Annotated in this window: 16 protein-coding genes; 9 read left to right on the top strand and 7 right to left on the bottom strand. The window is 69.2% G+C overall.

Annotated elements, in window-relative coordinates; translation table 11 throughout:
* Positions 1 to 86 precede the first annotated feature (86 nt).
* From ACZ7EC_RS20430 to ACZ7EC_RS20415, 4 genes are all read left to right on the top strand, one after another.
* A complete protein-coding gene (locus ACZ7EC_RS20430; protein WP_471064376.1) occupies positions 87 to 1,217 on the top strand; it encodes a DUF4331 family protein in 1,131 nt (376 codons plus the stop codon).
* Positions 1,218 to 1,302: 85 nt separating this feature from the next.
* Complete coding sequence (locus tag ACZ7EC_RS20425) at positions 1,303 to 1,983, top strand: TetR/AcrR family transcriptional regulator (protein ID WP_471064798.1); 681 nt, start codon at positions 1,303 to 1,305, stop codon at positions 1,981 to 1,983.
* A complete protein-coding gene (locus ACZ7EC_RS20420; protein WP_471064374.1) occupies positions 1,980 to 2,735 on the top strand; it encodes an SDR family NAD(P)-dependent oxidoreductase in 756 nt (251 codons plus the stop codon). Before ACZ7EC_RS20425 ends, ACZ7EC_RS20420 begins: the two co-directional genes overlap by 4 nt.
* A 39-nt stretch (positions 2,736 to 2,774) precedes the next feature.
* Positions 2,775 to 3,719 (top strand): ABC transporter substrate-binding protein, encoded by a 945-nt coding sequence (locus ACZ7EC_RS20415; RefSeq protein WP_471064372.1) that lies wholly within the window; start codon positions 2,775 to 2,777, stop codon positions 3,717 to 3,719.
* Positions 3,720 to 3,736: 17 nt separating this feature from the next.
* On the opposite strand, the gene ACZ7EC_RS20410 is transcribed toward ACZ7EC_RS20415, so the two are convergent.
* The 3 genes from ACZ7EC_RS20410 to ACZ7EC_RS20400 form a co-directional block, all read right to left on the bottom strand.
* Positions 3,737 to 5,482 (bottom strand): MOSC domain-containing protein, encoded by a 1,746-nt coding sequence (locus ACZ7EC_RS20410; protein ID WP_471064370.1) that lies wholly within the window; start codon positions 5,480 to 5,482, stop codon positions 3,737 to 3,739.
* Between the two features lie 391 nt (positions 5,483 to 5,873).
* Entirely contained in the window at positions 5,874 to 7,403 is a 1,530-nt protein-coding gene (locus ACZ7EC_RS20405) for a helix-turn-helix domain-containing protein (protein ID WP_037655348.1), read from the bottom strand.
* 203 nt (positions 7,404 to 7,606) lie between these two features.
* Positions 7,607 to 8,068, bottom strand: a complete 462-nt coding sequence (locus tag ACZ7EC_RS20400) for an Lrp/AsnC family transcriptional regulator (protein ID WP_471064367.1) — start codon at positions 8,066 to 8,068, stop codon at positions 7,607 to 7,609.
* Positions 8,069 to 8,237: 169 nt separating this feature from the next.
* Here ACZ7EC_RS20400 and ACZ7EC_RS20395 point away from each other — a divergent pair, with 169 nt between their 5' ends.
* Positions 8,238 to 8,687 carry a rhodanese-like domain-containing protein gene (locus ACZ7EC_RS20395; protein ID WP_471064365.1) on the top strand — a complete coding sequence of 150 codons (450 nt, stop codon included), beginning with the start codon at positions 8,238 to 8,240 and terminating at the stop codon, positions 8,685 to 8,687.
* A 317-nt stretch (positions 8,688 to 9,004) separates the two neighbouring features.
* On the top strand, positions 9,005 to 11,722 hold the full coding sequence (gene acnA, locus ACZ7EC_RS20390; protein WP_471064363.1) for an aconitate hydratase AcnA: 2,718 nt from the start codon (positions 9,005 to 9,007) through the stop codon (positions 11,720 to 11,722).
* Between the two features lie 147 nt (positions 11,723 to 11,869).
* Here the strand turns inward: acnA and ACZ7EC_RS20385 are convergent, their stop codons facing one another.
* From ACZ7EC_RS20385 to ACZ7EC_RS20370, 4 genes are all read right to left on the bottom strand, one after another.
* Positions 11,870 to 14,590, bottom strand: coding sequence for a SpoIIE family protein phosphatase (locus tag ACZ7EC_RS20385; protein ID WP_471064361.1), 2,721 nt, complete (start codon positions 14,588 to 14,590; stop codon positions 11,870 to 11,872).
* Positions 14,591 to 14,695: 105 nt separating this feature from the next.
* Positions 14,696 to 14,926, bottom strand: coding sequence for a hypothetical protein (locus tag ACZ7EC_RS20380; protein ID WP_471064359.1), 231 nt, complete (start codon positions 14,924 to 14,926; stop codon positions 14,696 to 14,698).
* 112 nt (positions 14,927 to 15,038) lie between these two features.
* Positions 15,039 to 17,726 (bottom strand): DNRLRE domain-containing protein, encoded by a 2,688-nt coding sequence (locus tag ACZ7EC_RS20375; RefSeq protein WP_471064357.1) that lies wholly within the window; start codon positions 17,724 to 17,726, stop codon positions 15,039 to 15,041.
* Positions 17,727 to 17,913: 187 nt separating this feature from the next.
* On the bottom strand, positions 17,914 to 21,717 hold the full coding sequence (locus tag ACZ7EC_RS20370; protein WP_471064355.1) for a GH92 family glycosyl hydrolase: 3,804 nt from the start codon (positions 21,715 to 21,717) through the stop codon (positions 17,914 to 17,916).
* A 413-nt stretch (positions 21,718 to 22,130) separates the two neighbouring features.
* Here ACZ7EC_RS20370 and ngcE point away from each other — a divergent pair, with 413 nt between their 5' ends.
* The 3 genes from ngcE to ACZ7EC_RS20355 are packed head-to-tail and all read left to right on the top strand — an operon-like array spanning position 22,131 to position 25,460.
* Entirely contained in the window at positions 22,131 to 23,576 is a 1,446-nt protein-coding gene (gene ngcE / locus ACZ7EC_RS20365; RefSeq protein WP_471064353.1) for an N-acetylglucosamine/diacetylchitobiose ABC transporter substrate-binding protein, read from the top strand.
* 29 nt (positions 23,577 to 23,605) lie between these two features.
* Entirely contained in the window at positions 23,606 to 24,532 is a 927-nt protein-coding gene (locus ACZ7EC_RS20360) for a carbohydrate ABC transporter permease (protein ID WP_471064351.1), read from the top strand.
* A gap of 4 nt (positions 24,533 to 24,536) precedes the next feature.
* Positions 24,537 to 25,460 (top strand): carbohydrate ABC transporter permease, encoded by a 924-nt coding sequence (locus tag ACZ7EC_RS20355; protein WP_397983453.1) that lies wholly within the window; start codon positions 24,537 to 24,539, stop codon positions 25,458 to 25,460.
* The last annotated feature ends 151 nt before the right edge of the window (positions 25,461 to 25,611 follow it).

Genomic DNA, 25,611 nt, shown 5'->3' with positions numbered 1-25,611 from the left:
ACAGGAGCGGTAATCTTGACGAAGCGACATTTCGCCCCTCGGGAACTCACCGCGGTCCACTCCGCCCGCTCGCGAGCAGTCGAGTCGTGGCGGGCGCAGTCGGCCACACCGCGGATGCCTCATATCGCGGAGGGCTCACGGTCACGCCGGTTGAGCGCCGTCGGCATTGCGTCTGGAGCCATGGCATGTCCCACCATCTCGATTCTCCCGCCGCCAGGGCCGACGCCCGGCTCAACATCTCCGACACGTACGTGTTCCGAGGTGAACGCGGAACTGTCCTGGTGATGAACGTCTGCTCCGACTCCGCGGGCCCCGACGCGCCGAAAGGGTTCCACCCCGAGGCTCGATACGAATTCAAGATCGACAGCACCGGCGACGCTGTCGAGGACCTCGCCTTCCGCTTCGCCTTCGGCGAGCCCGATGCCGATGGCTCGCAGACGGTCGGGCTGAGCCGCCTCACCGGAGCCGAGGCGGCCGATGATTCGGCGACCGGCACCCCACTGCTCGCCGGCCGGACGGGGCGGGAGCTGAGCACCGACACGGGTCTGCGGGTCTGGACCGGTCGGGCCAGCGATCCGTTCTGGATGAATCCGGCCGTCGTGGAGGCGGTCGGACAAGCCTTCCAGCACGGTACCGACGTCGAACTGCCCCAGCCGGGCTCCTCCGAGGTCACCAGCCTGTTCTCCGGCATGAAGGTGCGCTCCATCGTGCTGGAGGTGCCGGACGCGGAACTGCTCGCCTGCACAGCCGGCAGGGACATCGGCGTTTGGGGTGTGACGGCACTGGCGACCGACGCCGGCGGATGGCACCGCATCAACCGCTGCGGACTCCCCATGGTGTCGCCGATCTTCGCCCAGTTCGACGACGACCTCGCGGAACTGCTGAACCAGACCCGACCGGCCGACGACACGCGCGTCCTCAGCCAGGCGATCACCGGCCGCGTCGCCGCGGTCGTCGGCGCGCGCGGCACCGCGTCGGATCCCCTGGTCTACGGCCAAGAGGTGGCCGAACGGCTCCTCCCGGACGTCCTCCCGTACACGGTCGGCACTCCCGCCGTCTTCGGGTTCGCGGAGTTCAACGGCCGGGCGCTCACCGACAATGCAGGGGAGGTCATGTTCTCCCTGGCCACGGACAGCGCCGTGAGCGTCGGACTGGGCAAGGAGGCGGTGGACGCCCCGCCCACGTCCTCCTTCCCCTACGTGGCTCCGGCCGCCTGACAGCACGTCTCGGCCGCACGACTGGTCCCGAGCGGACACACGGCATGCCTTGACAGCGCAGGGACCGAGAGCAACGGTGAAAACCATGGAAACTCATTCCGTTTCTCCAGTTTCCCTTGGTGGCGAGCGGCGTGCGGACGTGATCGTGGAGGCGGCCGGCCGGCTGTTCCTCGGGTCGGGTCTCGCGCGGGTGAGCATGGACGATCTCGCTCGCGAGCTCGGGATGAGCAAGAAGACGATCTACCGTCATTTCCCGGACAAGCGCAGCCTGCTGGCCGCGGTGCTGGACCGCCAGTTCGCCTCGGTGGAGCACACGCTGGTGGCGGCGACCGAGGACGCGGCGGGGCAGCCGTTCGCTGTGCGGGTGCAGCGGTTCCTGATCGCGGCGGGCAGTGAGCTCGACCGGATCGGCGCGCCTCAGCTCGCGGCAGGGCGAGGCGACACGATGCTGCGCCAGTACGTGGAACAACGTGTGGACGCGGTGGTCTACCGGCGGCTCGACGAGCTGTTCCAGGAGGGGCACCGGCAGGGCTTGCTGCCGGCGCCGCCCGAGCTGCTGAGCGAGATCACCCGCGGCGCGCTGGAGCGGCTGCTCGTGTCGGAGCTGCCGCGCGATCTGGCGTGGACCGCGGCCGATCTGCTGCGGGCGACCGTCGACACCGTGCTGTACGGGGCGATCCGCCCGACAGTCCAGGGCAACGGCGACGGACGACCCCGGCCGGTCATCCCGACGGCCCGCGACGACGGGCAGGAGGTGGGCCCATGACCGGGACGACCGGCAGGGTGGCGTTGGTGACGGGGGCCAGCAGCGGAATCGGCGCGGCCACGGCGCGGCTTCTGGCCGCACGGGGCATGCGCGTGGTGGTCAACTACCTCCGCAACACCAAGGCGGCCGAGGAGGTCGTGGCGGCCATCGAAGCCGCAGGCGGCCGGGCCATGGCCGTGCAGGCCGATGTGCGCGAGGAGGCAGCCGTCGAACGCATGGTCGGACAGGTCCAGGCGGCTTGGGGCGGCGTCGACGTCCTCGTGCACAACGCGCTCATCCCGTATGCGGTCAAGCCGTTCCAGGACATGACGTGGGAAGAACTGGGCGGCAAGATCGACGCCGAGATGCACGCGGCGTTCGCGGTCACCAAAGCCGTACTGCCCACGATGACCGAACGAGGGTGGGGACGCCTCGTCTACATCGGCACCGGACTCAGCCGCCGGCCTCGGGCGGGCATGATCGCGCTGGGCGTTTCCAAGGCCGCCCTCGAACAGTTCGCCCGGTATCTCGCCCAGGAACTCGGCCCGCAGGGCATCACGGTCAACATCGTCTCGCCGGGCCCGGTGGAGTCCCGTACCGCCGATGCCGTGCTCGACGACGCGACGAGGCAGCGGCAGGTGGCCGCCACCCCCTTGGGCCGCCTGGCCCGCCCGGCCGATGTCGCCCAGGCGGTGGCCTTCTACGCCGCCGAGGACAACTCCTTCATGACCGGTACCACGGCCGCGGTCAACGGCGGGATGGTCATGTACTGACACCCCGCCGGCCCCCGCATACGCGGCCACACCACCCCCTTGAACGAGCGACGAGAGATGTCCATGCACACGATCGACCTGGCCTACGTCGGACGGGGCCTGCACGAAGAACTCGCCGCCTACGTCGCCGACCAGCAGGACTACTACGCCGAGGAGGGTGTCCACGTCGCACTGCGCGACGGCTGCACCTGGGACGTGGAACGGCTGCGCCGCTGCGCCATCATCGGGCTCGGCCGGGCACTGCTGTCACGACTCACCGACGGCACCCCGTGGGTCGCGCTCAGTGTCAACACCCAACGCCCGCTGTTCTGGTTCCTCGGCCGCCCCGGCCTGACCTCCCTGGCCGACCTGGCCGGGCGGCGGCTGGCGGTCCACGCCCCGCACACCCCGCCCGGCGCATTCGCCCGGATCGTGCTGCGGAAGGCCGGACTCGACCCGGACCGCGACGTGCAGACCATCGTCCGCTCGCCCGGCGACTACGGCATGGACCTGCGCCGGCTCAACGACGGCAGCATCGACGCCGCCTACGTCGGCAGCACCATGGCACCGGAGGCGGTGGCCGCCGAGCACGGCTGGAACGTGCTGGCCTGGGTCGGCGACCACTTCCGGATTCCCACCGTTGGCGTGGCGGTCGACCCTACCTACGTCGCGCCCGACGACCCCGCGGTCCAGGCCGTCGTACGAGCCCACCGGCGTGCCCTTCAGGTGATCCACGACGACCCCGACACCACGGTGCGACACATGCAGACGTTCCTCGGCGGACAGACCGCGGAAGAGGTCCGAGCCCACTACGAGACGTTCATCGCCCCGTACTTCACCACCGGCGGCCAGGCCGACCTCGCCGACTGCGACAAGGCGATCACCGCGGTCGCCGCGGAACTCGGCGTTCCCACCGGCGTCACCGCGGCCGAGTTCTGCCACACTGCGGACACCACGGCCTGGGCATCAGGACCCGTGGAACGACATCGGCGACGCCCGTCGTGATGGTGGGACTGCTTCGCTCACAGATCGAGGACGACCTCGGTGGTCGGCTTGCTGCAGCAGACCAGGACGGTTCCGGGCTCGGGGAGTTCGAGGGGCGGCGTGGTGTAGGTGATGTCGCCTGCGACGAGGTGGGTGACGCAGGTGTGGCACACGCCGGTGCGGCAGGACCAGCGGGTGGGGATGTCGCAGGCTTCGGCAAGATCGAGGAGGGTCGCGTGAGCGGGTGACCACGGGGTGGAGATGCCGCTGCGGGCGAAGGCGACGAGGGGCCCGGTCGCGGTGGGACCGGGTGGCTGGTGCGGCCGGATCGCGGCGGTGGCGGTCACGCCCGGAGTGATGGCGGGCAGAGCGGTGAACCGTTCCGTATGGATCTGCTGTGGGCGCAGACCCAGATCGTGCAGGAAGCGGGCGAGGTCGTCCATGAAGGCGGTTGGGCCGCACAGGTAGGCGTCGGCCTCGGCGGGGATGCCCATGGCCCTGAGGGATGCAGCGGTCGGACGGCCGTGAGTGATGTGGGGCTCGTCGGGGCGTGGGGCTTCGCCGGTGTAGTAGATGTACTCGCCGGCGCCCGGAAGTCGGGCCAGAAGGGTACGAGTCTCGTCCGCGAAGGCGTGGTGGGCGCGGTCGTGGGCGGTGTGGATCCACCAGAGGGGGCGCGGGTCTCGCGTGGCGGCGAGTCGGTGGAGCATGGCGAGCACGGGTGTGGCACCGATCCCCGCGGAGACCAGTACGGTCGGGCCAGGGCGTTCTTGCAGTACGAACGTTCCGCGGGGGCTGGCGATGTCCACGAGGTCGCCGGGGCGGAGCCTCGCATGGATGTAGTCGCTGACTTTCCCATGGGGTTCGCGCTTGACGCTGATGCGGTAGGTGTCGGCTGTGGACGCGCAGGACAGGGAGTAGCTGCGTACTTCGGGGGCGGCATGGTCGGTGACCAGGCGGATGGAGAGGTACTGGCCGGGGCGGGCCTCGGGCAGGGATGTGCCGTCGGTGGTGGCGAGGTAGAGGGACGAGATGGTGGGGGTCTCGGGGACGATGCGGGTGACGCGCAGGGGCCTGAAGCCCGGCCACCCGGGTTCTTCGCCAGACTTCTCGCCCGGCTGCCCCGGCTCCTGCGCGGGCTGCTCGGGCGCGGCGAGCTCGCGGAAGGACTGCTGCCATCCGGGACTCAGGGCGGGGATGTTCAGTGCTTTGCGCAGCTTTACGGGGTCGCGGTCCGGGAGGTAGAGCAGTGCGTCGGCGTCGGCGACGCTGAGTTGTTCCGGCCCCTTGCGGGTGAGCGTGACGGCGTCACCGGCCTGGACGCGGCCTTCGGTGATCACTCGGAGGTAGAAGCCCGGCCGGTGGTGGGCGACGAGCAGGGAGGCCATGGTGGGTTCGCCCAGGCGCATGCCGACCCGGTAGCAGGTGACGCGGGGCTGGGAGACTTCGAATTCCGCTTCGCCGATGCGGTACCGGTCACCGATGCATACTTCGTCGTCGGGCAGCCCGTCGACCGTGAAGTTCTCCCCGAAGATCCCGAAGGTCAGGTCGTCGCGCCCGAGCTGTTTCTGCCAGTACTGGTAGGACTGCAGCTGGTAGACGAGGACGGCTCGCATCTCGCCGCCGTGCCCGGCCAGGTCTCCTTGACCGTCTCCGTCGACGTTCAGCCGCCGGACCATGCGGGAGCCCTGGACAGGGGCCTTCCAGGCTCCGGTGTGCACGGTCCTTCCCTGCCAGGGCACGTCTTCGGGCAGTCCTACGTTGACGGACAACAGCGTCGCCATGGTGGACCTCCTGCGGGGTGGTAGCCGGGACAGCCCCCCTCATGACGCCGCGCGCCGCCTCGCCGGGAAACGCGCTCAGCCGCACACCGTTCCCATCGTATGCGTGCCTTCTGACGGCACGCTGCCAGAAGGCGGATTCGTCCCTCGTGCCCATGCGCGCGGCTCGGCCCACGACCGATACCGCCCGTGAGCGGCGCGCCCTCGCCGGCGCACGAGGCAGCGCCGCCATCGACGCGATCTTCGCGTAGCCGCGGTCCTCGTCAGAGCCTGTGGAACGCGGCTCGTAGCCCGCCGCAGGCCCAAAGTCCCGGAGAACTCCCGGAGATGCCGCCGTACCACTCCCTGACCCGCTGAACGGCAGGGCATGGTGGGGTACGGCGGCATCCGTCCATCAAATGTCCCGGAAGATCTCGATCTGCGCGCCGATCGAGTTCAGCCGTTCCGCGAGGTCCTCGTAACCCCGGTTGATGACGTACACGTTGCGCAGCACCGACGTCCCCTCCGCCGCCATCATCGCCAGCAGGACGACGACCGCGGGGCGCAGGGCAGGGGGGCACATCATCTCGGCGGCGCGCCAGCGGGTGGGGCCCTCGACGAGGACGCGGTGCGGGTCGAGGAGCTGGAGCCGGCCACCGAGGCGGTTGAGGTCGGTGAGGTAGATCGCGCGGTTGTCGTAGACCCAGTCGTGGATCAGGGTCTGCCCCGAGGCGACCGCCGCGATCGCGGCGAAGAAGGGCACGTTGTCGATGTTCAGGCCAGGGAACGGCATGGGGTGGATCTTGTCGATCGGCGCCTCCAGCTTGGAAGGCCGGACCGTGAGGTCGACCAGCCGGGTACGGCCGTTGTCCGCGAAGTACTCCGGCGAACGGTCGTGGTCCAGGCCCATCTCCTCCAGGACCGCCAGCTCGATCTCCAGGAACTCGATCGGCACCCGGCGCACGGTGAGTTCGGACTCGGTGACCACCGCGGCGGCCACCAGGCTCATCGCCTCGACCGGGTCCTCGGAGGGCGAGTAGTCCACGTCGACGTCGATGTTGGGCACACCGTGCACGGTCAGGGTGGTGGTGCCGATGCCCTCCACCTTCACGCCCAGCGCCTCCAGGAAGAAGCACAGGTCCTGGACCATGTAGTTGGAGGACGCGTTGCGGATGACGGTCACCCCGTCGTGCCGCGCCGCCGCCAGCAGCGCGTTCTCGGTCACCGTGTCGCCCCGCTCGGTCAGCACGATCGGGCGGTCGGGGCTGACCGTGCGGTCCACCTGCGCGTGGTACTGGTTCTCGGTCGCCGCGATCTGGAGCCCGAACCGGCGCAGCGCGATCATGTGCGGCTCGATGGTCCGGGTGCCGAGGTCGCAGCCGCCGGCGTACGGCAGCTTGAACTGGTCCATGCGGTGCAGCAGCGGGCCGAGGAACATGATGATGGACCGGGTGCGTACGGCCGCCTCGGCGTCGATCGCCGTCATCTCCAGCTCGGCCGGCGGGACCAGCTCCAGGTCGACCCCGTCGTTGATCCAGCGGGTGCGTACGCCGATGGAGTTGAGCACCTCCAGCAGGCGGTACACCTCCTCGATGCGCGCGACTCGGCGCAGCACCGTACGGCCCTTGTTCAGCAGGGACGCGCACAGGAGGGCGACGCAGGCGTTCTTGCTCGTCTTGACGTCGATGGCGCCGGACAGCCGGCGGCCGCCGACGACCCGCAGATGCATCGGGCCCGCGTAGCCCAGCGACACGATCTCGCTGTCCAGCGCCTCACCGATTCGGGCGATCATCTCAAGGCTGATGTTCTGGTTGCCGCGCTCGATGCGGTTGACCGCGCTCTGGCTGGTGCCGAGCGCCTCCGCGAGCTGCGTCTGCGTCCAGCCCCGGTGTTGCCGGGCGTCACGGATGAGCTTGCCGATGCGTACGAGGTAGTCGTCTGCCATGAGGTTGAGGTTATCTCAGATATGAGATGGCGCTCGCCAGGGGGTCCATTCGGGTGATGGCGCGTCAGTGACCTGCGGGTTCCCAGGGGATGTCCGATCGGCGGGTGATTCATTCCGTATGCCCGCCCCTTGTGGATTTACTCGTTTACCGGCCATCTGCGGGCCGCCTGTGAGCCGCCCGCAGGGCGTCGACCAGCCGTTTGTCAGGTGCTTGCCGGGCTCTCGCGCACGGCGCGACGGGGGAGCGGGGACGAGTAGACGACGCTGGTCGTCACGGACCCCAAACCGCCGATCCGGCCCGAAATCTCCTCCAGGTGGCGCATGGAGCGTGCCGCCACCTTGATGACGAAGCAGTCGTCGCCCGTCACATGGTGCGCCTCCAGGATCTCCGGCATCGCCTCGACCAGGTCGTGGAACGGCTTGTAGTTGCCGTTCGGATACCGCAGCCGTATGAACGCCATGACCGCCAGTCCGACCCGCTCCGGGGCGACGACCGCCGCGTAGCCGCTGATGACCCCCGCCTCCTCCAGCCTGCGCACGCGCTCGGTGGCCGCGCTGGCCGACATGGAGACGGCCCGTGCGAGGTCGGTGAAGCTGGTCCGGCCGTCCCGCTGGAGGACGTCGAGAATGCGCCAGTCGATGGCGTCCAGGGATATCGCGGTCATCGTCGAGAAATAGCACGGATTCCCCGGCCGAACGGGTGAGGTCGCCGTGGATCGCCCCTTCAGGGCGCTGGTTCCGGCCCGTAGATTCCCATCCCGGAACCCGAAGCCCGGACGGTAGCAGCCGGGCCGCCTCGCCCCGCCCGCCCCCGCATCAGGAAGGCCCCGCCCCATGCGTACGACCGCCCCCGCCACCCCCGCCGAGGCCGCCGCCCACTTCCGCGCCTCCCTCCGCTTCCACACCGACGTCGCCGACGTGGCCGCCGCGCTCGCCACTCCGGACGGCCCCGGCTTCGTCCTCCTCGACACCCGCTCCACCGAGTCCTGGCACCAGGGCCACATCCCCGGCGCCGTCCACCTCCCCACCGCCCTCATCCCCGAACGGGCCGCCGCCCTGCTCGACAAGTCCACCCCCGTCGTCACCTACTGCTGGGGTCCCGGCTGCAACGGCGCCACCCGCGCCGCCCTCGCCCTCGCCGAACTCGGCTACCGGGTCCGGGAGATGCTCGGCGGATTCGAATACTGGGTGCGCGAGGGCTTCACCCACCAGACCCCGCGGGGACCCGCCCGCCGCACCGCCGACCCCCTCACCGCCCCGCTCGCGGCCGCCTGCGGCTGCTGACACCCCGCCGGGAGCCCTTCCGCCGGCGAACCTCCGCATCCGCCCCCCGGCGAACCCCCGCATCCGCTCCCGAGGACCCCCGCGTCCGGCCCCGAGGGCCTCCGTGACCCGCGCCGGGGCAGAACGAAGCCCGACCCGGCATGACCATCCGGCACCCATGTACTAGAGTTATCTCGACATCGAGATATCTGCCGAGGCGCACCGCAGCCGCTTACCAGGTAAGGCGAGCCTAACTTAGCCTGACCTTACCGGACCGGTCGAACCGGCGTGGCGGCAGGATTGACGGTGGTACGCGCACATCAATGAAGGAGACTGTCGTGTCGGCGAACAGCTTCGACGCCCGCAGCGAGCTGCAGGTGGGCGACGAGTCGTACGAGATCTTCCGGCTGGACAAGGTGGAGGGCTCGGCCCGCCTGCCGTACAGCCTCAAGGTCCTGCTGGAGAACCTGCTCCGCACGGAGGACGGCGCGAACATCACCGCCGACCACATCCGTGCCCTCGGCGGCTGGGACTCGCAGGCCCAGCCCAGCCAGGAGATCCAGTTCACGCCGGCCCGCGTGATCATGCAGGACTTCACCGGCGTTCCCTGCGTCGTGGACCTCGCCACCATGCGTGAGGCCGTCAAGGAGCTGGGCGGCGACCCGGCGAAGATCAACCCGCTGGCGCCGGCCGAGCTGGTCATCGACCACTCCGTCATCGCCGACAAGTTCGGCACCAACGACGCGTTCAAGCAGAACGTGGAGCTGGAGTACGGCCGCAACAAGGAGCGCTACCAGTTCCTGCGCTGGGGCCAGACCGCGTTCGACGAGTTCAAGGTCGTCCCGCCGGGCACCGGCATCGTGCACCAGGTGAACATCGAGCACCTGGCCCGTGTCGTCATGGTCCGCGACGGCAAGGCCTACCCGGACACCCTGGTCGGCACCGACTCGCACACCACCATGGTCAACGGCCTCGGCGTCCTCGGCTGGGGCGTCGGCGGCATCGAGGCCGAGGCCGCCATGCTCGGCCAGCCGGTCTCCATGCTGATCCCGCGCGTCGTGGGCTTCAAGCTCACCGGCGAGCTCCAGCCCGGCACCACCGCCACCGACCTCGTGCTCACGATCACCGAGATGCTGCGCAAGCACGGCGTCGTCGGCAAGTTCGTGGAGTTCTACGGCGAGGGCGTGGCCGCGACCTCCCTGGCCAACCGCGCCACCATCGGCAACATGTCGCCGGAGTTCGGCTCCACCGCCGCGATCTTCCCGATCGACGACGAGACCCTCAACTACCTGCGTCTGACCGGCCGTTCGGAGCAGCAGGTCGCGCTGGTCGAGGCGTACGCCAAGACCCAGGGCCTGTGGCTGGACCCGAAGGCCGAGCCGGACTTCTCCGAGAAGCTGGAGCTCGACCTCTCCACGGTCGTGCCCTCCATCGCCGGCCCGAAGCGCCCGCAGGACCGCATCGTCCTCGCCAACGCCGCCGAGCAGTTCAAGCAGGACGTCCTCAACTACGTGGATGTCGTGGACGAGGCGGGCCAGGAGTCCTTCCCGGCCTCCGACTCCCCGGCCGTCCGCCCGAACGGCGGCCCGTCCAACCCGGTCCAGGTCACCGCCCCCGACGGCACGACCTACACGATCGACCACGGCGCGGTCACCGTCGCCGCGATCACCTCCTGCACCAACACGTCCAACCCGTACGTCATGATCGGCGCCGCCCTGGTCGCCAAGAAGGCGGTCGAGAAGGGCCTGTCCCGCAAGCCGTGGGTCAAGTCCACCCTCGCTCCGGGCTCGAAGGTCGTCACCGACTACTTCGAGAAGGCCGGCCTCACGCCGTACCTGGACAAGCTGGGCTTCAACCTGGTCGGTTACGGCTGCACCACCTGCATCGGCAACTCCGGCCCGCTGCCGGAGGAGGTCTCCAAGGCGGTCAACGAGCACGACCTCGCCGTCGTCTCGGTCCTGTCCGGCAACCGCAACTTCGAGGGCCGGATCAACCCCGACGTCAAGATGAACTACCTGGCGTCCCCGCCGCTGGTCGTCGCGTACTCCATCGCGGGCTCCATGAAGGTGGACATCACCCGTGACGCCCTGGGCACCGACCAGGACGGCAACCCGGTCTACCTGAAGGACATCTGGCCCTCCGAGGCCGAGGTGAACGAGGTCGTCGCCAGCGCCATCGGCGAGGACATGTTCAACAAGTCCTACCAGGACGTGTTCGCGGGCGACGCCCAGTGGCAGTCGCTCCCGGTCCCGACCGGCGACACCTTCGAGTGGGACGCCGAGTCCACCTACGTGCGCAAGCCCCCGTACTTCGAGGGCATGGGCATGGAGCCGGCCCCGGTCGAGGACATCACCGGCGCCCGTGTGCTGGCCAAGCTGGGCGACTCGGTCACCACCGACCACATCTCCCCGGCCGGTGCGATCAAGGCCGACACCCCGGCCGGCAAGTACCTCACCGAGCACGGTGTGGAGCGCCGCGACTTCAACAGCTACGGCTCGCGCCGCGGCAACCACGAGGTCATGATCCGCGGTACGTTCGCCAACATCCGCCTGCGCAACCAGATCGCGCCGGGCACCGAGGGCGGCTACACCCGCGACTTCACCCAGGACGGCGGCCCGGTCGCCTTCATCTACGACGCCTCGCAGAACTACCAGGCCGCCGGTACCCCGCTGGTCGTCCTGGCGGGCAAGGAGTACGGCTCCGGTTCGTCCCGTGACTGGGCGGCCAAGGGCACCGCGCTCCTCGGCGTCAAGGCCGTCATCGCCGAGTCGTACGAGCGCATCCACCGCTCGAACCTCATCGGCATGGGCGTCCTGCCGCTCCAGTTCCCCGAGGGCGCCTCGGCCGAGTCCCTCGGCCTGACCGGCGAGGAGACCTTCTCCTTCACCGGCGTCACCGAGCTGAACAACGGCACCACCCCGCGCACGGTCAAGGTCACCACCGACACGGGCGTCGAGTTCGACGCGGTCGTCCGCATCGACACCCCCGGCGAGGCCGACTACTACCGCAACGGCGGCATCATGCAGTACGTCCTGCGCAGCCTGATCCGCAAGTAAGCGGCACAGCGGCGTAGTTCAGGGCCGCATCCCCGGCAACGGGGGTGCGGCCCTCTGCCTTGCCCCACCCCGCCGGCCACCGCGCCCCGCAGTGACCGGCACCGCGCCCCCGCCCGGTCCGCACCGATCGGCGCGCCGTCCCCCGCCTCACAACGCGTCGAACGCGTCCAGCGACAACTCCGGCAGCCCCGGCGGCGCCCCCCGCAACGCCATCTCCGCCCAGATCACCTTCCCCTGCGGCGAATACCGCGTCCCCCACCGCTCCGTCATCTGCTGGACCAGGAACAATCCCCGGCCGCCCTCGTCCGTCGTCGCCGCGTACCGCAGATGCGGCGACGTGTTGCTCCCGTCGGCCACCTCGCAGACCAGCGCCCGGTCCCGGATCAGCCGCAGCCGGATGGGCTCGGAGCCGTACCGGATCGCGTTCGTCACCAGCTCGCTGAGCACCAGCTCCATGCCGAACGCCTGCTCCTGCAGCCCCCACTCCTCCAGCCGCTCCGTCACCGCCCGCCGCAGCTCCCCGACGGCCGCCGGATCCGCGGGCACGTCCCACTGCGCCACCTGCTCGGACGTGAGCGCCCGCGTGCGCGCCACCAGCAGCGCGACATCGTCCTTCGGCCCCTCGGGCAGCAACTCCTCCAGCACCGCCCCGCAGCTCGCGTCCGGGGACCGGTCCGGATGCCCGGCCAGCGCCTGCCGCAGCAGCTCCATGCCCTCGTCCAGATCGCGCGTACGGTCCTCGATCAGCCCGTCGGTGTACAGCACCAGCTGCGTCCCCTCGGCCAGCTCCAGCTCCGCCGTCTGGAACGGCATGCCCCCGAGGCCGAGCGGCGGCCCGGCGGGCAGCTCCGGATAGTCGACGCTGCCGTCCGGATGCACCAGCGCGGGCGCCAGATGCCCGGCACGCGCCATGGCGCACCGCCGCGTCACCGGATCGTAGATCGCGTACAGACATGTCGCGCCGACGATCTCGCCCGCGTCCTCCGTGCCCCCCTCGTCCTGGTCGATGCGCCCGACCAGGTCGTCCAGATGGCTCAGCAGCTCGTCCGGCGGCAGATCCAGGGTCGAGAAGTTGTGTACGGCGGTCCGCAGCCGGCCCATCGTGGCCGCGGCGTGCAGCCCGTGCCCGACGACGTCGCCGACGACCAGCGCCACCCGGCTGCCCGGCAGCGGGATCACGTCGAACCAGTCCCCGCTCACCCCCGACTGGGCGGGCAGGTAGCGGTACGCCACATCGAGGGCGCTCTGCTCGGGCAGCGCGCGCGGCAGCAGGCTGCGCTGGAGGGTGACGGCAAGGGTGTGCTCGCGGGCGTAGCGGCGGGCGTTGTCGACGCTGACCGCGGCCCGCGCCACCAGCTCCTCCGCCAGCGAGAGGTCCTCCTCGTCGAAGGGCTCCCGCTTGGCCCGGTAGAAGTTGGCGATGCCCAGCACCACCCCGCGGGCCCGGATCGGGGCCGAGATCAGCGACTGGATGCCGTACTCCAGGATGTTCTCGGTGCGCTGCGGGTCCTGCGCCCGCCAGTCCGCCGCTTCGACCAGATCGGGCACCAGCTCGGCGTGGCCGGAGCCGTAGCCGCGGGCCTGCGGTGTGAACGGCTTGAAGTCGATCAGCCGGTCCCGCTCGTACAGCGGGTGGTCGCCCCGGATGCCGTGCACGGCGAGACGGCGCAGGGTGGCCGCGGTGGGGGCGGGCTCCTCGCCGTGCAGGATGCCGTCGTCCAGGTCCACGGTCACGTAGTCGGCGAAGCGCGGTACGGCGATCCGCGCCAGCTCCTGCGCCGTGCGCCGCACGTCCAGGCTGGTGCCGACGCAGAGCCCCGCGTCGTAGAGGAGCTTCAGCCGCTCCCTGGCGACCTCGGCGCGCCCGGACAGCGCCTGGAGCTCGGTGGTGTCCCGCAGGGTCACCACGGTGCTGCCGGGGCCTCCGCCGTGGTCCGTGGGCCGCTGGTTGACCGCGAGCAGCCGCTCTCCGGCGAACAGCACCTCGTCGGTGGCCTCCCGCCCGGAGGCCAGCAGTTCCAGCGTCTCCGGGTCGAGACCGGGCAGCTCGGACAGGTGGCGGCCCTCGGCGTCGGCCGGCAGCCGCAGCAGGCGCCGGCCCTCGTCGTTGGCGAGCAGCAGCCGGCCGTCCGTGCCGATGATGAGGACGCCCTCGCGCACCGAGTGCAGCACCGTGTCGTGGTGCTCGTACATCCGGGTCATCTCGTCGGGGGCGAGGCTGTGGGTCTGCCGCCGCAGCCGCCGTCCGACCAGCGCGGTGCCACCGGTGGACACGACCAGCGCGCCCGCCCCGGCGGTCAGGATGATCGGGATCTGCCGGTCCACCTCGTTGGTGACGTTCTTGACCTTGAGCCCCGCGGAGACGAGCGCGGTCACCTTGCCGTGCGAGTCCTCGATGGGCACGGTGGCCTGCATCTCGCGCCCCAGCGGGCCGTGCACGCTCTCCGTGTACGTCCGCCCGGCGAGCGAGGGCCCTATGGTGCCCACGAACCGCTTGCCGATCTTGCTCGGTATCGGGTGCGTGTACCGGATGCCATGGGTGTCCATGACGACGATGAAGTCGACGCCCGCCGCCTTGCGCCCCGCCTCGGTGAGCGGCTGGAGCACCTTGGAGGGCTGGGGCGCGGCCAGCGCCTGGAGGACGCCGGGGGAGTGGGCGAAGGTCTCCGCCACGGCGATGGAACGACGCCTGGCCTCGGACTGGGTGTCCCGCTCGGACTGGACGTAGAGGGCGATGACGCCGCTGAGCACCAGCAGCACGACGAGGGCCACCTGAAGCAGGAAGACCTGCTTGGCGACGCTCCACTGCCTCCGGCCGACCACAGAACGCCACAGCAGGCGTCTGAGTCGAGCGACGGTGTCCGACATGCCGCATTTGTAGCACCGGAGTCCGCTGTGTGGCCATGCTCCGTCCACGGAATGGACAGATGTTCTAGGAGCTGGGACCGCCGGTGCTACGCCTGCGGCGGCCCGTCACATGAAGGGCAGCGGGGTGGCCAGCAGCCAGGTGGCCGAGGCCGCTCCGCTGCCGCAGGCCGTCGCCCAGCCCGCCCACTCCTTTCCGGCAAGGACCCGCGCCGACCGCGCGGCCTCGGAGCCGAGGACCACTCCGGTGATCACTGCCAGGGACACCTCGTCCCATGCGGGATCGGGCCGGCCGATGACCAGCCACCCCACCACGCCCGCGCCCAGCGCTGCGGCCACGTGGGACCAGGGTGTGGCCACGGGGCCGCCGGACGGTGCGCGCCAACGCTGTACGAGGATCAGCGCGATCTCTGCGAGTGCTGCTGCTATGGCGATCAACTGGTGCTCCGGATCAGAACGTGCAGGACTTCTTGATGGCGGCGATGCCCAGCAGCGCCGTGACCGCCTTGCGGTGCGCCGACGTCAGCTTGCGTCGCTTGGCGTAGGTCTGGATGAGCTTCGCGGTCTTCTTGACCCCGATCCGCTTGACCAGCTTCACGGCGGTCGCGACGCGCGCGGAGCTGCCCGCCGGGGTGAAGGTGAAGATGAAGCCCGCGACCGTCGCGGCGCACATGACGATCTTCTTGGTGGTGGACCACCAGGAAGGATCGATGACGATGGGGAACTTGCCGTCCGCGCCGAATTCGACGTGCTGGACGAGCGTGTTGCCCACGACCTTGTAGCTGGTGGGCACGTCGTCGCCGTGGGCGTCCTTCGCCCACGGGGCGTCGAAGAAGGCGGCGGCGTCCGACGAGGGCGCCTTCTCCGCGTTCTCGTCGCCCTCCGCGTACAGCGAGACCGAGCCGTCGTCGTGGGTCACGGCCTTCATCCCGGCGGGGATGACGAAGCCGGTCGTGTAGTCGTGCGGCGCGGAGCCGTCCTTGATGATGTTCAGCGTGCGCGAGCCGCCGTCCACGGTGGGCTGTACGACGGTGTCGACCGGGCCGGACGACGTGTAGACGACGTTTCCTCCGACCTGGATGCCCTTGGTGCCGGCCTCGGGGATCGTGAGCCGGTTGGGCATGAGCGCGTTGCGCACGTCGATGGCGTTGTTCCTGCCGTCCCACGGGACGGAGACGACGTTCTCCTCGGTGACCGCGATCGAGGCGTAGGAGGAGTCCGAGGACGTGGCGGCGGTGATGTCGGCGGCGTCGGAGTAGGTGTTCGCCAGCCCGAGGGCGTTCTCGGCCGCCGTCGGCTTCCAGGCCGTGTCGACGGTGAAGCGGACCGGGTCGGACCAGCCGTTGGCGTAATGGGTGCCGTCGAAGGCGGTGGTGCGGAAGCTGTAGGTCCTGCCCGGAAGGAGTTTCCCCGCGGGCACCTTCACCTGCGACGTGCTGTTGGCCGGGACCGGCGCCGCGTTGACGGTGGTGACGACCTGGCCGGTGGCGGTGTCGGTGATCTCGTAGGTGCCGGTGACCTCGTCCTCGCCGTTGGTGTCCACGGTGGAGAACCGCAGGACCGGCGTCGTGGTGTTCACCTTGAAGATGCCGCCCGAGGAGATGAACGGCGCACCGGCCTGGAGGTTCAGCCCGTTGTAGGGACGGTAGTTGTACGTCACCTCCAGGGTGGGGATCTTCTTGTCGTCGGCGGCGTTCGCGGAGTGGAAGCGCTTCCAGCCGTAGGTGTCCGACTCGTCGGCGGCCTTGAGCGCCACGGAGCCGGTCTCCGCCTTGGCGGAGGACCAGGTCTGCGCCAGTTTCGTGATGTCGGCCGTCACCCACCCCTCGTTGCCGCAGCCGGCGGACCTGGTCTCGGTGGAACTCGCGGCCTTCTCCGTCATCGGCGGCTGCTTGGTCCAGCGGGTGTTCTTGTCGGCGGCGCCCGCGGCCCACACCTCCCACCCGCGCTTCTCGCAGGACCAGGAGTGGTAGTTCCACAGCTTCAGGGTGGCCTTGGAGACCAGCGCGTCGGCGAAGTTCGCGGTGCGGAAGGTCAGGAAGGAACGCGCGACGCGCCTGGTGTTCCCCTCCTGGTCTCCGGGCCAGCCGATCTTCAGATCGGTGTTCGCGGACTGGTCGGTGGTGTCGCCGCCCTGGACGAAGGTGTCGAAGAGGATGTCGAGGGCGTCCGTGGCCGGGTCGACGGTCACCGGGTACCGGGTCCGGGGATCGGCGAGCCACTCGGCGTCCGGGCGCAGGGTGAGCTGTGCGGTGTTGCCGGACTGGGTCACCTCCATGGCGACCTTCTTGCGGTTGACGTGCTCCCTGGACCGCTGGTCGACCTGGTCGTCCCACATCATCGGGGCGGGCATCACCGCCACCGTCTCGCCGGAGCCGTCGACGAAATCGACACCGCCACCGGAAGCGGCCTTCGCGGTCATGCCCTCGGGAAGCACGATCGGGAGCACCAGCGGAGCGCCGTCCTGCGGGGCCCGGCGCAGCGTGAGGTACTGCTCGAAGCCGGTGCGGGTGGCCTCGACCACCAGGTCACCGCCCGGAACCGCGTCCTCGTACGTGGCGGTGTTCGAGGAGAGGCGGGGAGCGGGCAGGCCGCCCTTCCACTGCAGGGCGATCTTCTCGTCGCCGCTGCCCAGCGTGATCAGATCGCGTGCCTCGTCCCGCGGCGTGGCCGCCGCGCGCTTCAGCGCGCGGGCGGGCGTGCCGCCCCCTCCGGCGAGCCGCAGCCCTTCCGGGTGCGCCTTGGCGACCACACCGCCGTCGGCCGCGTGCTCGAAGTCGACGTCGACGTCCACCCAGCGCCCGTCCTTGACCATCCTGACGGGAGCCGCGGCGCTCTCGCGGGTGAGGGTGCCGTCCGGGTTGGCGAAGACGGTATCGGTCTCCGTGCGCATCTGGAGGACCTCGACCCGGCGGTCCTGCATCCGCGCCGCCGTCTGCGCCGCCTCGACGGTCTCGGCCTCCTCGATCGGATGCGCCTTGAGCTGGTCCACCGCCTCCAGCAGCCCGGAGACGGTCCGTTCCGCGTCGGCGTCCGCGGAACTCTGCCGGTCCGCGGCCACGGCGGCGTTCGGCGTGGACAGCAGGACCGCTCCCGCGGTCAGCATGGCTATGCCGCCGGCATGCCAGGTGGATTTCACGTGTGTACTCCCAAAGCAGCGGCTCACCGCGTACCGGTGAGGCATACGCCCCGGACGCGGTGAGCCGCACATGATCGATTGAGCGGCGCAATAGAAGCACACATGACTCAATCTTGACCAGTTCTTGGGTTGACAGCTGCGTGTACATCACCTGGTCAAGGTGGGGTGGCCCTGTCGGCCGCTCACCTCAGCCCAGCAGCTCCACCTCCGCCAGCGTCGCCGAACCGTCCAGTACCAGGCGGTACTTGGCGTAATCGCCCGGCGCCGCGATCGTGAAGGCACGGGTCTGGCGGTTCCACGGGAAGGTCTGCCCGGAGCGGTGGTCCAGCGTCCGCCAGGTCGTGCCGTCGCTGGAGCCCTGAAGGGTCCAGCCCGTCGGCGCCTTGGTGTGGTCCGCCGGGGAGGTGAGCGTGTACTGCACCGGCTTCGCCGACCGGCTCACCGGCAGTTCGACGGAGCCGACCGTCGCCTCCGTCGCCGAGGTGTCGTCGAACAGGGCGCCGTCACCGCGCAGCATGTCCGTCCGGGGCGCGGGCACCTTGTCGTCCTGAGTGATCGACACCGGCCCGGCGTCCTTCCCGGAGCCCCACGCCGAGGGCCGGGGACCCATCGAGAACGTCAGCTCCCCGCCCTTGGCGAGCAGCGACTGCGGCAGTGAAGTGGACGTCCAGGGGCGGCCGTTGAAGGTGACGCTCTGCACGTACACGTTCTTCGCGCTGTTCCCCGGCGCGTTCACCACCAGATCGCGGCCGTTCTCCAGGTGCACCGTGACCTTCTTGAACAGCGGGGAACCGATGGAGTAGTCGCCGCTGCCCATGACCAGCGGGTAGAAGCCGAGCGCGGAGAACAGGAACCACCCCGACTGCTCGCCGTTGTCCTCGTCGCCGTGATAGCCCTGCCCGATCTCACTGCCGAGGTACAGCCGGGACAGGATCTCCCGCACCGCCGCCTGCGTCTTCCACGGCTGCCCTGCCGCGTCGTACATGTACGACACATGGTGCGCGACCTGGTTGGACTGCCCGAGCATGCCCATCCGCACGTCCCGCGCCTCGGTCATCTCGTGGATGACCCCGCCGTAGGAGCCGACGAACTCGGGGGAAGCCGTCTCCGGGGTCGAGAAGAACTGGTCGAGTTTGTCCGCGAGTTGGCGCCTCCCGCCGTACAGGTCGGCAAGGCCCCGCGTGTCCTGCGGCACGGTGAAGGCGTAACCCCACCCGTTGGTCTCCGTGTAGTCGTAACCCCACACCCGCGGGTCGTAACTCGACGCGCTCATCCGCCAGTCGCCCTTGGCGTCCTTGCCCTGGAAGAACCCGACCCGCGGGTCGAAGAGGTGCACGTAGTCGCGGGCACGGTTGAGGAAGTACTCCGACTCCTCCGCGTAGTGCTTCTCGCCCGTCTTCTTGTACAGCGCCGCGCCCATCCGCGCGATGCCGTAGTCGTTGACGTACCCCTCCATCGCCCAGGACAGCCCCTCGGCGGTGTCGGTAGTGGTGTAGCCGAGGAACGGCGAGGTGCTCATGCCCTTGCGGCCCACCCCGGACGACGGCGGCACGACCGTCGCGTTCTTCAGCGCCGCCTCGTACGCCGCCTCGGCGTCGAACTTCACGCCCTTCACATAGGCGTCGGCGAACGCCACGTCCGAGGAGGTGCCGGTCATCAGGTCCGCGTAACCGGGCGAGGACCAGCGCGAGGTCCAGCCGCCGTCCTTGTACTGCTGCACGAACCCGTCGATCATCTCGCCCGCCTGAGTGGGCGTCAGGAACGAGTACGCCGGCCATGTCGTCCGATACGTGTCCCAGAAACCGTTGTTGACGTACACCTTGCCCGCCACGATCTTCGCGCCGGTGTGCGTCGGCGTGTCCTGGCTCTGCATCGGCGAGAACGGAGAGGCGTACTCGTCCTTGCCGCCCACCCGCTCGAAGCCCGAATTCGGGTACAGGTACAGCCGGTACATGCTGGAGTACAGCGTGGTCAGCTGGTCCGGGGTCGCGCCCTGCACCTCCACCTTGCCGAGCAGCCTGTCCCACGTGCGCTGCGCCCGCGCCTTCACCGTGTCGAAGGAGGTGCCGTCCGGGATCTCCTGCCGCAGGTTGTCCTTCGCCTGATCGACGCTGATGAGCGAGGTCGCCAGGCGCAGGGTGACCGTGTGGCCGGCGCCCGCCGCGAACCGCAGATAGCCCTTCACCCCGCTCGCGGAGCCGTCCGTCACCGGCTTGTCGAACACGCCGTACACGAACAGCCGCGTCGCCCCCGTGGACAGGCCCGACTTGACGTCCGAGTAGCCGGTGACGGTCCCGTGCTCCGCGTCCAGGGTCAGCCCCGCCTGCTCGGTGACGTTGTCGAAGACCACGCTCGCGTCGGAGCCGGGATAGGTGAAGCGCATCACCGCCGCGTGGTCGGTCGGCGCCATCTCCGCCTTCAGCCCGTTCTCGAACCGTACGCCGTAGTAATAGGGCCGCGCCGTCTCGTTCTCGTGCCGGAACGCCAGCGCCCGCGCCTCCCGCCCGGTGTCCGGAGTACCGGAAGCGGCCGACGGCATCACCTGGAAGGTCTGCCGGTCGCCCATCCACGGGCTCGGCTCATGGCTCGCGCTGAACGCCTGGATCGTCGGCAGATTGGCGTCGTTGTTCGCGTGTGCGTACTCGTAGAGCCAGCTCAGCGAGGACGCGTTGGTCACCGGCGTCCAGAAGTTGAAACCGTGCGGCAGTGCCGTCGCCGGGAAGTCGTTGCCGCGCGAGAAGCTGCCGCTGGAGTTGGTGCCGCGCGTGGTCAGCGCGTAGTCCGACAGATGCGCCTTCGGCTTCTCGGGCGCGACCGGCTTCAGCGACACGTCGTCGATCCAGCCGCGGAACTTCGCCGGGCCGCCGGGGGAGTCGTACCCGACCAGGATCCGGTCGACCGTCTTCCCCGCCGCCACCGAGCCGATCCGCGCCACGACGTTGTTCCACTGGTTGACGTACAGCGACTTCGCGGCGCCCTGCCCGCGCGGGGACAGCGGGAACCCGTGCTGGTCCAGCGCGCCGAGGTCGCTGAGGTAGGTGCCGTCGGTGAAGGCGAGGTCCAGGGAGACGTTCGTGGCGTCGTAGTCCCGGTCGCCGTCGGCCATCGAGGGGAAGATCCGGTACGACAACTGCGTGTCGCCGCCGACCTTCACGTTCACGTCGAACACCTTGTTGTACGAGTACGCGCGCCCGTTCGCCGTGTGCCGCCCGGCGTACCGCAGCGCCCGCGTCCCGGTGAACCCGGCCCGCGCCTTCGCCGTCGGAGAGGCGGTCGGGCCCTTGTCGACCAGCGTCAGCATGTCCTGCGGCACCGGGCCGCCGCTGCCGCCCGTGGAGAACTGCACGTCGGCGAGCTGGAGTATGTCCGGGGCGCCGTTGTTCCGGGTCACCTCCAGTCGGAAGTGCTGGTACTCGGCCGGCTGCCCAAGGTCGTACGACTTCGTCTGGAACCGCTCGGAGAAGGTCTCGCCCGCGCGGGTGTCGAGGGACTTCCAGTCCTTGCCGTCGGTGGAGCCGAGCAGCGTCCAGTCCCGCGGATCGCGTTCGGCGTAGTCGTTGGCCGAGGTCAGCGCGTACGTCTTCACCGTGACCGGCTTGTCCAGGTCGAACTCCGCCCAGCCGGTGGGCTGGAAGGTCAGCCACTTGGTGCCGGACTCGCCGTCGGCCAGGTTCTCCTTCACCTCGCCCGCGCCGGCGTTCTCTCCGCTCGCCCGGACCTCGGTGACATGGTCGTTCACATTGCCCGGTATGCCGGTGCTGTAGCCGCCGTCCACGCCCGAGGCGCGCGGGGAGCCGTCCGGTCCGGTGTCGACCGTGTTCAGCCAGTCCGGGGCGGGATCCCCCGCCTCGAACGAGGATGCGAACTCCCGGTCGGCCGCCGGGGCCTTGGCGGGCAGTGCGACCGCGGCGCCCTGCGCGCCCGCGGCCATGACGAAGGCGGCCGTCAGGACGGCCGCCGGACCCCATCTGTGCCGAGTTCTCCGCTGCATGTACGGAATTCCCTCCCGCGCCGTGTGGACAACGTTGTCAGAAGCGGAACACAGGAACCAAGTAGGTGGTGAAGTGGCAGGCGATGTCAAGGGTGTTGAGCGTGTCATTCGGGGGTTCACGCCAGGGCCGGAGCCGGCGTCGATGTCGTGCCGATTTCCCGGGGGCTGCGCACAGCGGACTCCCATGTCCGGGAGGTCTCAACTCGGAAAAGACCCATCGCGAACCCTGTATTCGATCTTGCTCCGCTGGCGGGAAGTGGACTATACCTGTCGGCGCCCGGTACAAGAGCAATCCCGGCAGTACGCGCACTGCACGCACGAAGAACTTCCTGCACCAACCAGCTTGACCCGACCGCGGTGCCGGGCAGGATCCGGTTCACCGCCTGAGTCCTGGAGAAGGCGAGGACTTGAGCATGGGATCCACTGCGCACCACGACCGTGAGGGTGTCGGCCGCCGCGAGCTGATCAGGCGGTCCGCCGCACTCGGCCTGGTCGCCGTTCCGGGGATGGGCCTGCTGTCCGCCTGCGCGAGCAGCGGCGGCGGCGGACAGAGCAAGGCGAAAGCCGGCAAGAAGACCGCCAAGAACCCGCTCGGCGTCAACGACACCGCCAAGATGGAATTCGTCATCTTCGACGGCGGCTTCGGCAAGGAGTACGCGCAGGACGCGGTCAAGATCTACCAGAAGGACTTCCCCAAGGCCCAGGTGAAGTTCTCCGCCACCCAGAAGATCCAGTCCACGCTCCAGCCCCGCTTCAACCAGGGCGACCCGCCGGACCTGATCGACAACTCCGGCGCCGAGCAGATGGACATGGGCGTCCTGGTCGGCAAGAACCAGCTGGCCGACCTCACCCCGCTGCTCGACGCGCCGTCGTACGACGACCCGAGCAAGAAGGTCCGCGACACGCTGCGCCCCGGCATCGTGGAGATGGGCCAGTTCGACGGCGACCCGGTGTGGATCATGTACTACGCCTACACGGTCTACGGCGTCTGGTACTCGCAGAAGGCCCTCGACTCGCTGGACGCCGAGTACCCGAAGACCTGGGACGAGATGCTCCAGGTGTGCGCGAAGGCCAAGAAGAAGGGCATGGCGGGCTGGACGTACGCGGGCAAGTACCCGTACTACATCCCCTTCTCGCTCTACCCGATGATCGGCAAGGTCGGCGGTGTCGAGGTCCTGAACGCCATCGACAACCTGGAGCCGAACGCCTGGAAGCATCCGGCCGTCAAGGCATGTTTCGAGGCGTACTACGAGCTGTTCCAGAAGGGCTACATCCTCAAGGGCACGCCCGGCCTGGACCACATCCAGTCGCAGACCGCGTGGGCCAAGGGCGAGGCCCTGTTCATCCCGAACGGCTCCTGGGTGGAGAACGAGTCGGCGAACGTCATCCCCAAGGACTTCGACCTCGCGGTCTCGGCGCCCTCCGGCATCGACAGCCACGACAAGATGCCCTTCGGCACCATCTGGGCCTCCGGCGGCGAGCCGTTCATCGTGCCCTCCAAAGCGGCGAACCCCGAGGGCGGCATGGAGCAGTTGCGCATCATGCTCTCCGAGGGTTCCTCGAAGAACTTCACCGCCAAGGTCAAGTCGCTGACCGCGTACAACGGCGGCACCGAGGGCATCGAGCTGACGCCGGGCCTGAAGTCGGGCGTGGCGGCGCTGAAGCTGGCCGGCTCGAACGTGGTGAACCCGCGTCTGCAGGACTGGTACGTCCAGTTGCAGAAGGAGCAGATCGGCGTCGGCGCCCTCGGCGAGATGATGGCGGGCCGGCTCACCCCCGCCGAGGCCATAAAGAAGATCCAGGGCTTCGCCGACGAGACGGCCAAGGACACCACCATCAAGCACTACAAGCACCAGTAACCAGCACCCCCGAGCGCACCGGAGTAACGATGCAGCACGGCAAGTACCGGTTCATCGTGGGGTTCCTGGTACTACCCCTGGGACTGTACGCGCTGTTCGTGGTGTGGCCGTTCATCCAGTCCATCTACTACTCGTTCACGGACTGGACCGGCCTGAGCCCCGAATTCAAAATGGTCGGCTTCGACAATTACAAGCGGATGTTGCACGACGACGTGTTCTGGAAGTCGTTGCAGCACAGCCTGATCTTCGCTCTGGTGCTGCCGGTCGTCACGATCAGTCTGGCGCTGTTCTTCGCCTTCATGATCAATGTGGGTGGACGGCGCAGAAGGGGCGGCCCCGCGATCACGGGCGTGCGGGGCTCCTCCTTCTACAAGATCGTTTATTTCTTTCCGCAGGTCTTGTCCATCGCGATCGTCGCGCTCCTCTTCCAGTTCGCCTACAACCCGGACAGCGGAGCGATCAACTCACTCCTGCGCGGGATCGGGCTCGATCATGTGCAGCCGCTGTGGCTGGGCGATCCGGGCCTCGCCCTGTGGTGCGTGATGGCCGTCCTCGTATGGTCCACGACCGGCTTCTTCGTGGTCCTGTTCTCCGCGGGCATGGCCTCGATCCCGGCCGAGCTCTACGAGGCCGCGCTGATCGACGGCGCGAGCCGCGCCACCACCTTCTTCCGCATCACCCTGCCCCTGCTGTGGGACACCGTGCAGTCCGGCTGGGTCTACATGGGCATCCTCGCGCTCGGCGCCGAGTCGTTCGCGGTCGTGCAGATCATGACGACCGGTCCGGGCGGCCCCGACTACTCGACCACCGTGCTGGTCCTGTACGTGTACCAGAAGGCGTTCCGGGACGGTCAGGCCGCCTACGCCACCACCATCGGCGTCGCCCTGCTGGTCGTCACGCTCGCGTTCGCGGCGATCGTGATGCGGCTGGGCCGTCGCGAGCGGCTGGAGTTCTGAACCGATGAAGACGACCGAGACCCCCGCCCCGCTGCCGGCCGAGCCCGGTGCGAGCGTCTCCAAGGTGGACGCGCCGGTGCCGAAGCCGGGCCGCCGCGCGCGGGAGGGCGGCGTCCTCAACGTCTTCTCGCACGGCGTGCTGATCATCTGGGCGATCATGGTGGTCATGCCGCTGCTGTGGGCGGTGATGACGTCCTTCAAGAACGACAGCTCCATCTTCGGCTCGCCCTGGGCGCTGCCCGACCGGCTGCACTTCGAGAACTGGGCGCGGGCCTGGACCGACGCCAACATGAGCGACTACTTCCTCAACACCGTTCTGGTGGTGGGCGGTTCGCTCATCGGGACCCTGGTGCTCGGCTCGATGGCCGCCTACGTGCTCGCCCGGTTCGACTTTCCGGGCAACCGCTTCATCTACTACCTGTTCATCGGCGGCATGAGCTTCCCGATCATGCTGGCGCTGGTCCCGCTGTTCTACGTCGTGAACAACATGGGGCTGCTGAACACCATCCACGGGCTGATCCTGGTCTACATCGCGTACTCGCTGCCGTTCACCGTCTTCTTCCTCACCGCCTTCTTCCGCACCCTGCCGACCTCGGTGGCGGAGGCGGCGTTCGTGGACGGTGCTTCGCACACGCGTACGTTCTTCCAGATCATGCTGCCCATGGCCAAGCCCGGCCTGATCAGCGTGGGCATCTTCAACTTCCTCGGCCAGTGGAACCAGTACATGCTGCCCACGGTCCTCAACACCGACCCCGACAAGAAGGTGCTCACCCAGGGCCTGGTCCAGCTCGCGGTCAGCCAGGGCTACAAGGGCGACTGGTCGGGCCTCTTCGCCGGCCTGGTGATGGCCATGCTGCCGGTGCTCGGGGCGTACATCGTCTTCCAGCGGCAGGTGGTGCAGGGGCTCACCGCGGGGGCGCTCAAGTAGACCGCCCACCCCGCTGGGGGATACGTTCCGTGATCATCCGCGTGCACGCCGTTCCGGGCCTCCGGGCGGCGTGCACCGCCGTGTCGTGCCCCTTATCCGGCTCAACCTCTTGACGTGAGTCACCCCGAACGGCTCAGCTTAGAGTTCACTA

The organism is Streptomyces sp. NPDC037203, assembly GCF_055605065.1.
This window is presented reverse-complemented; position numbering and strand designations above follow the sequence as displayed.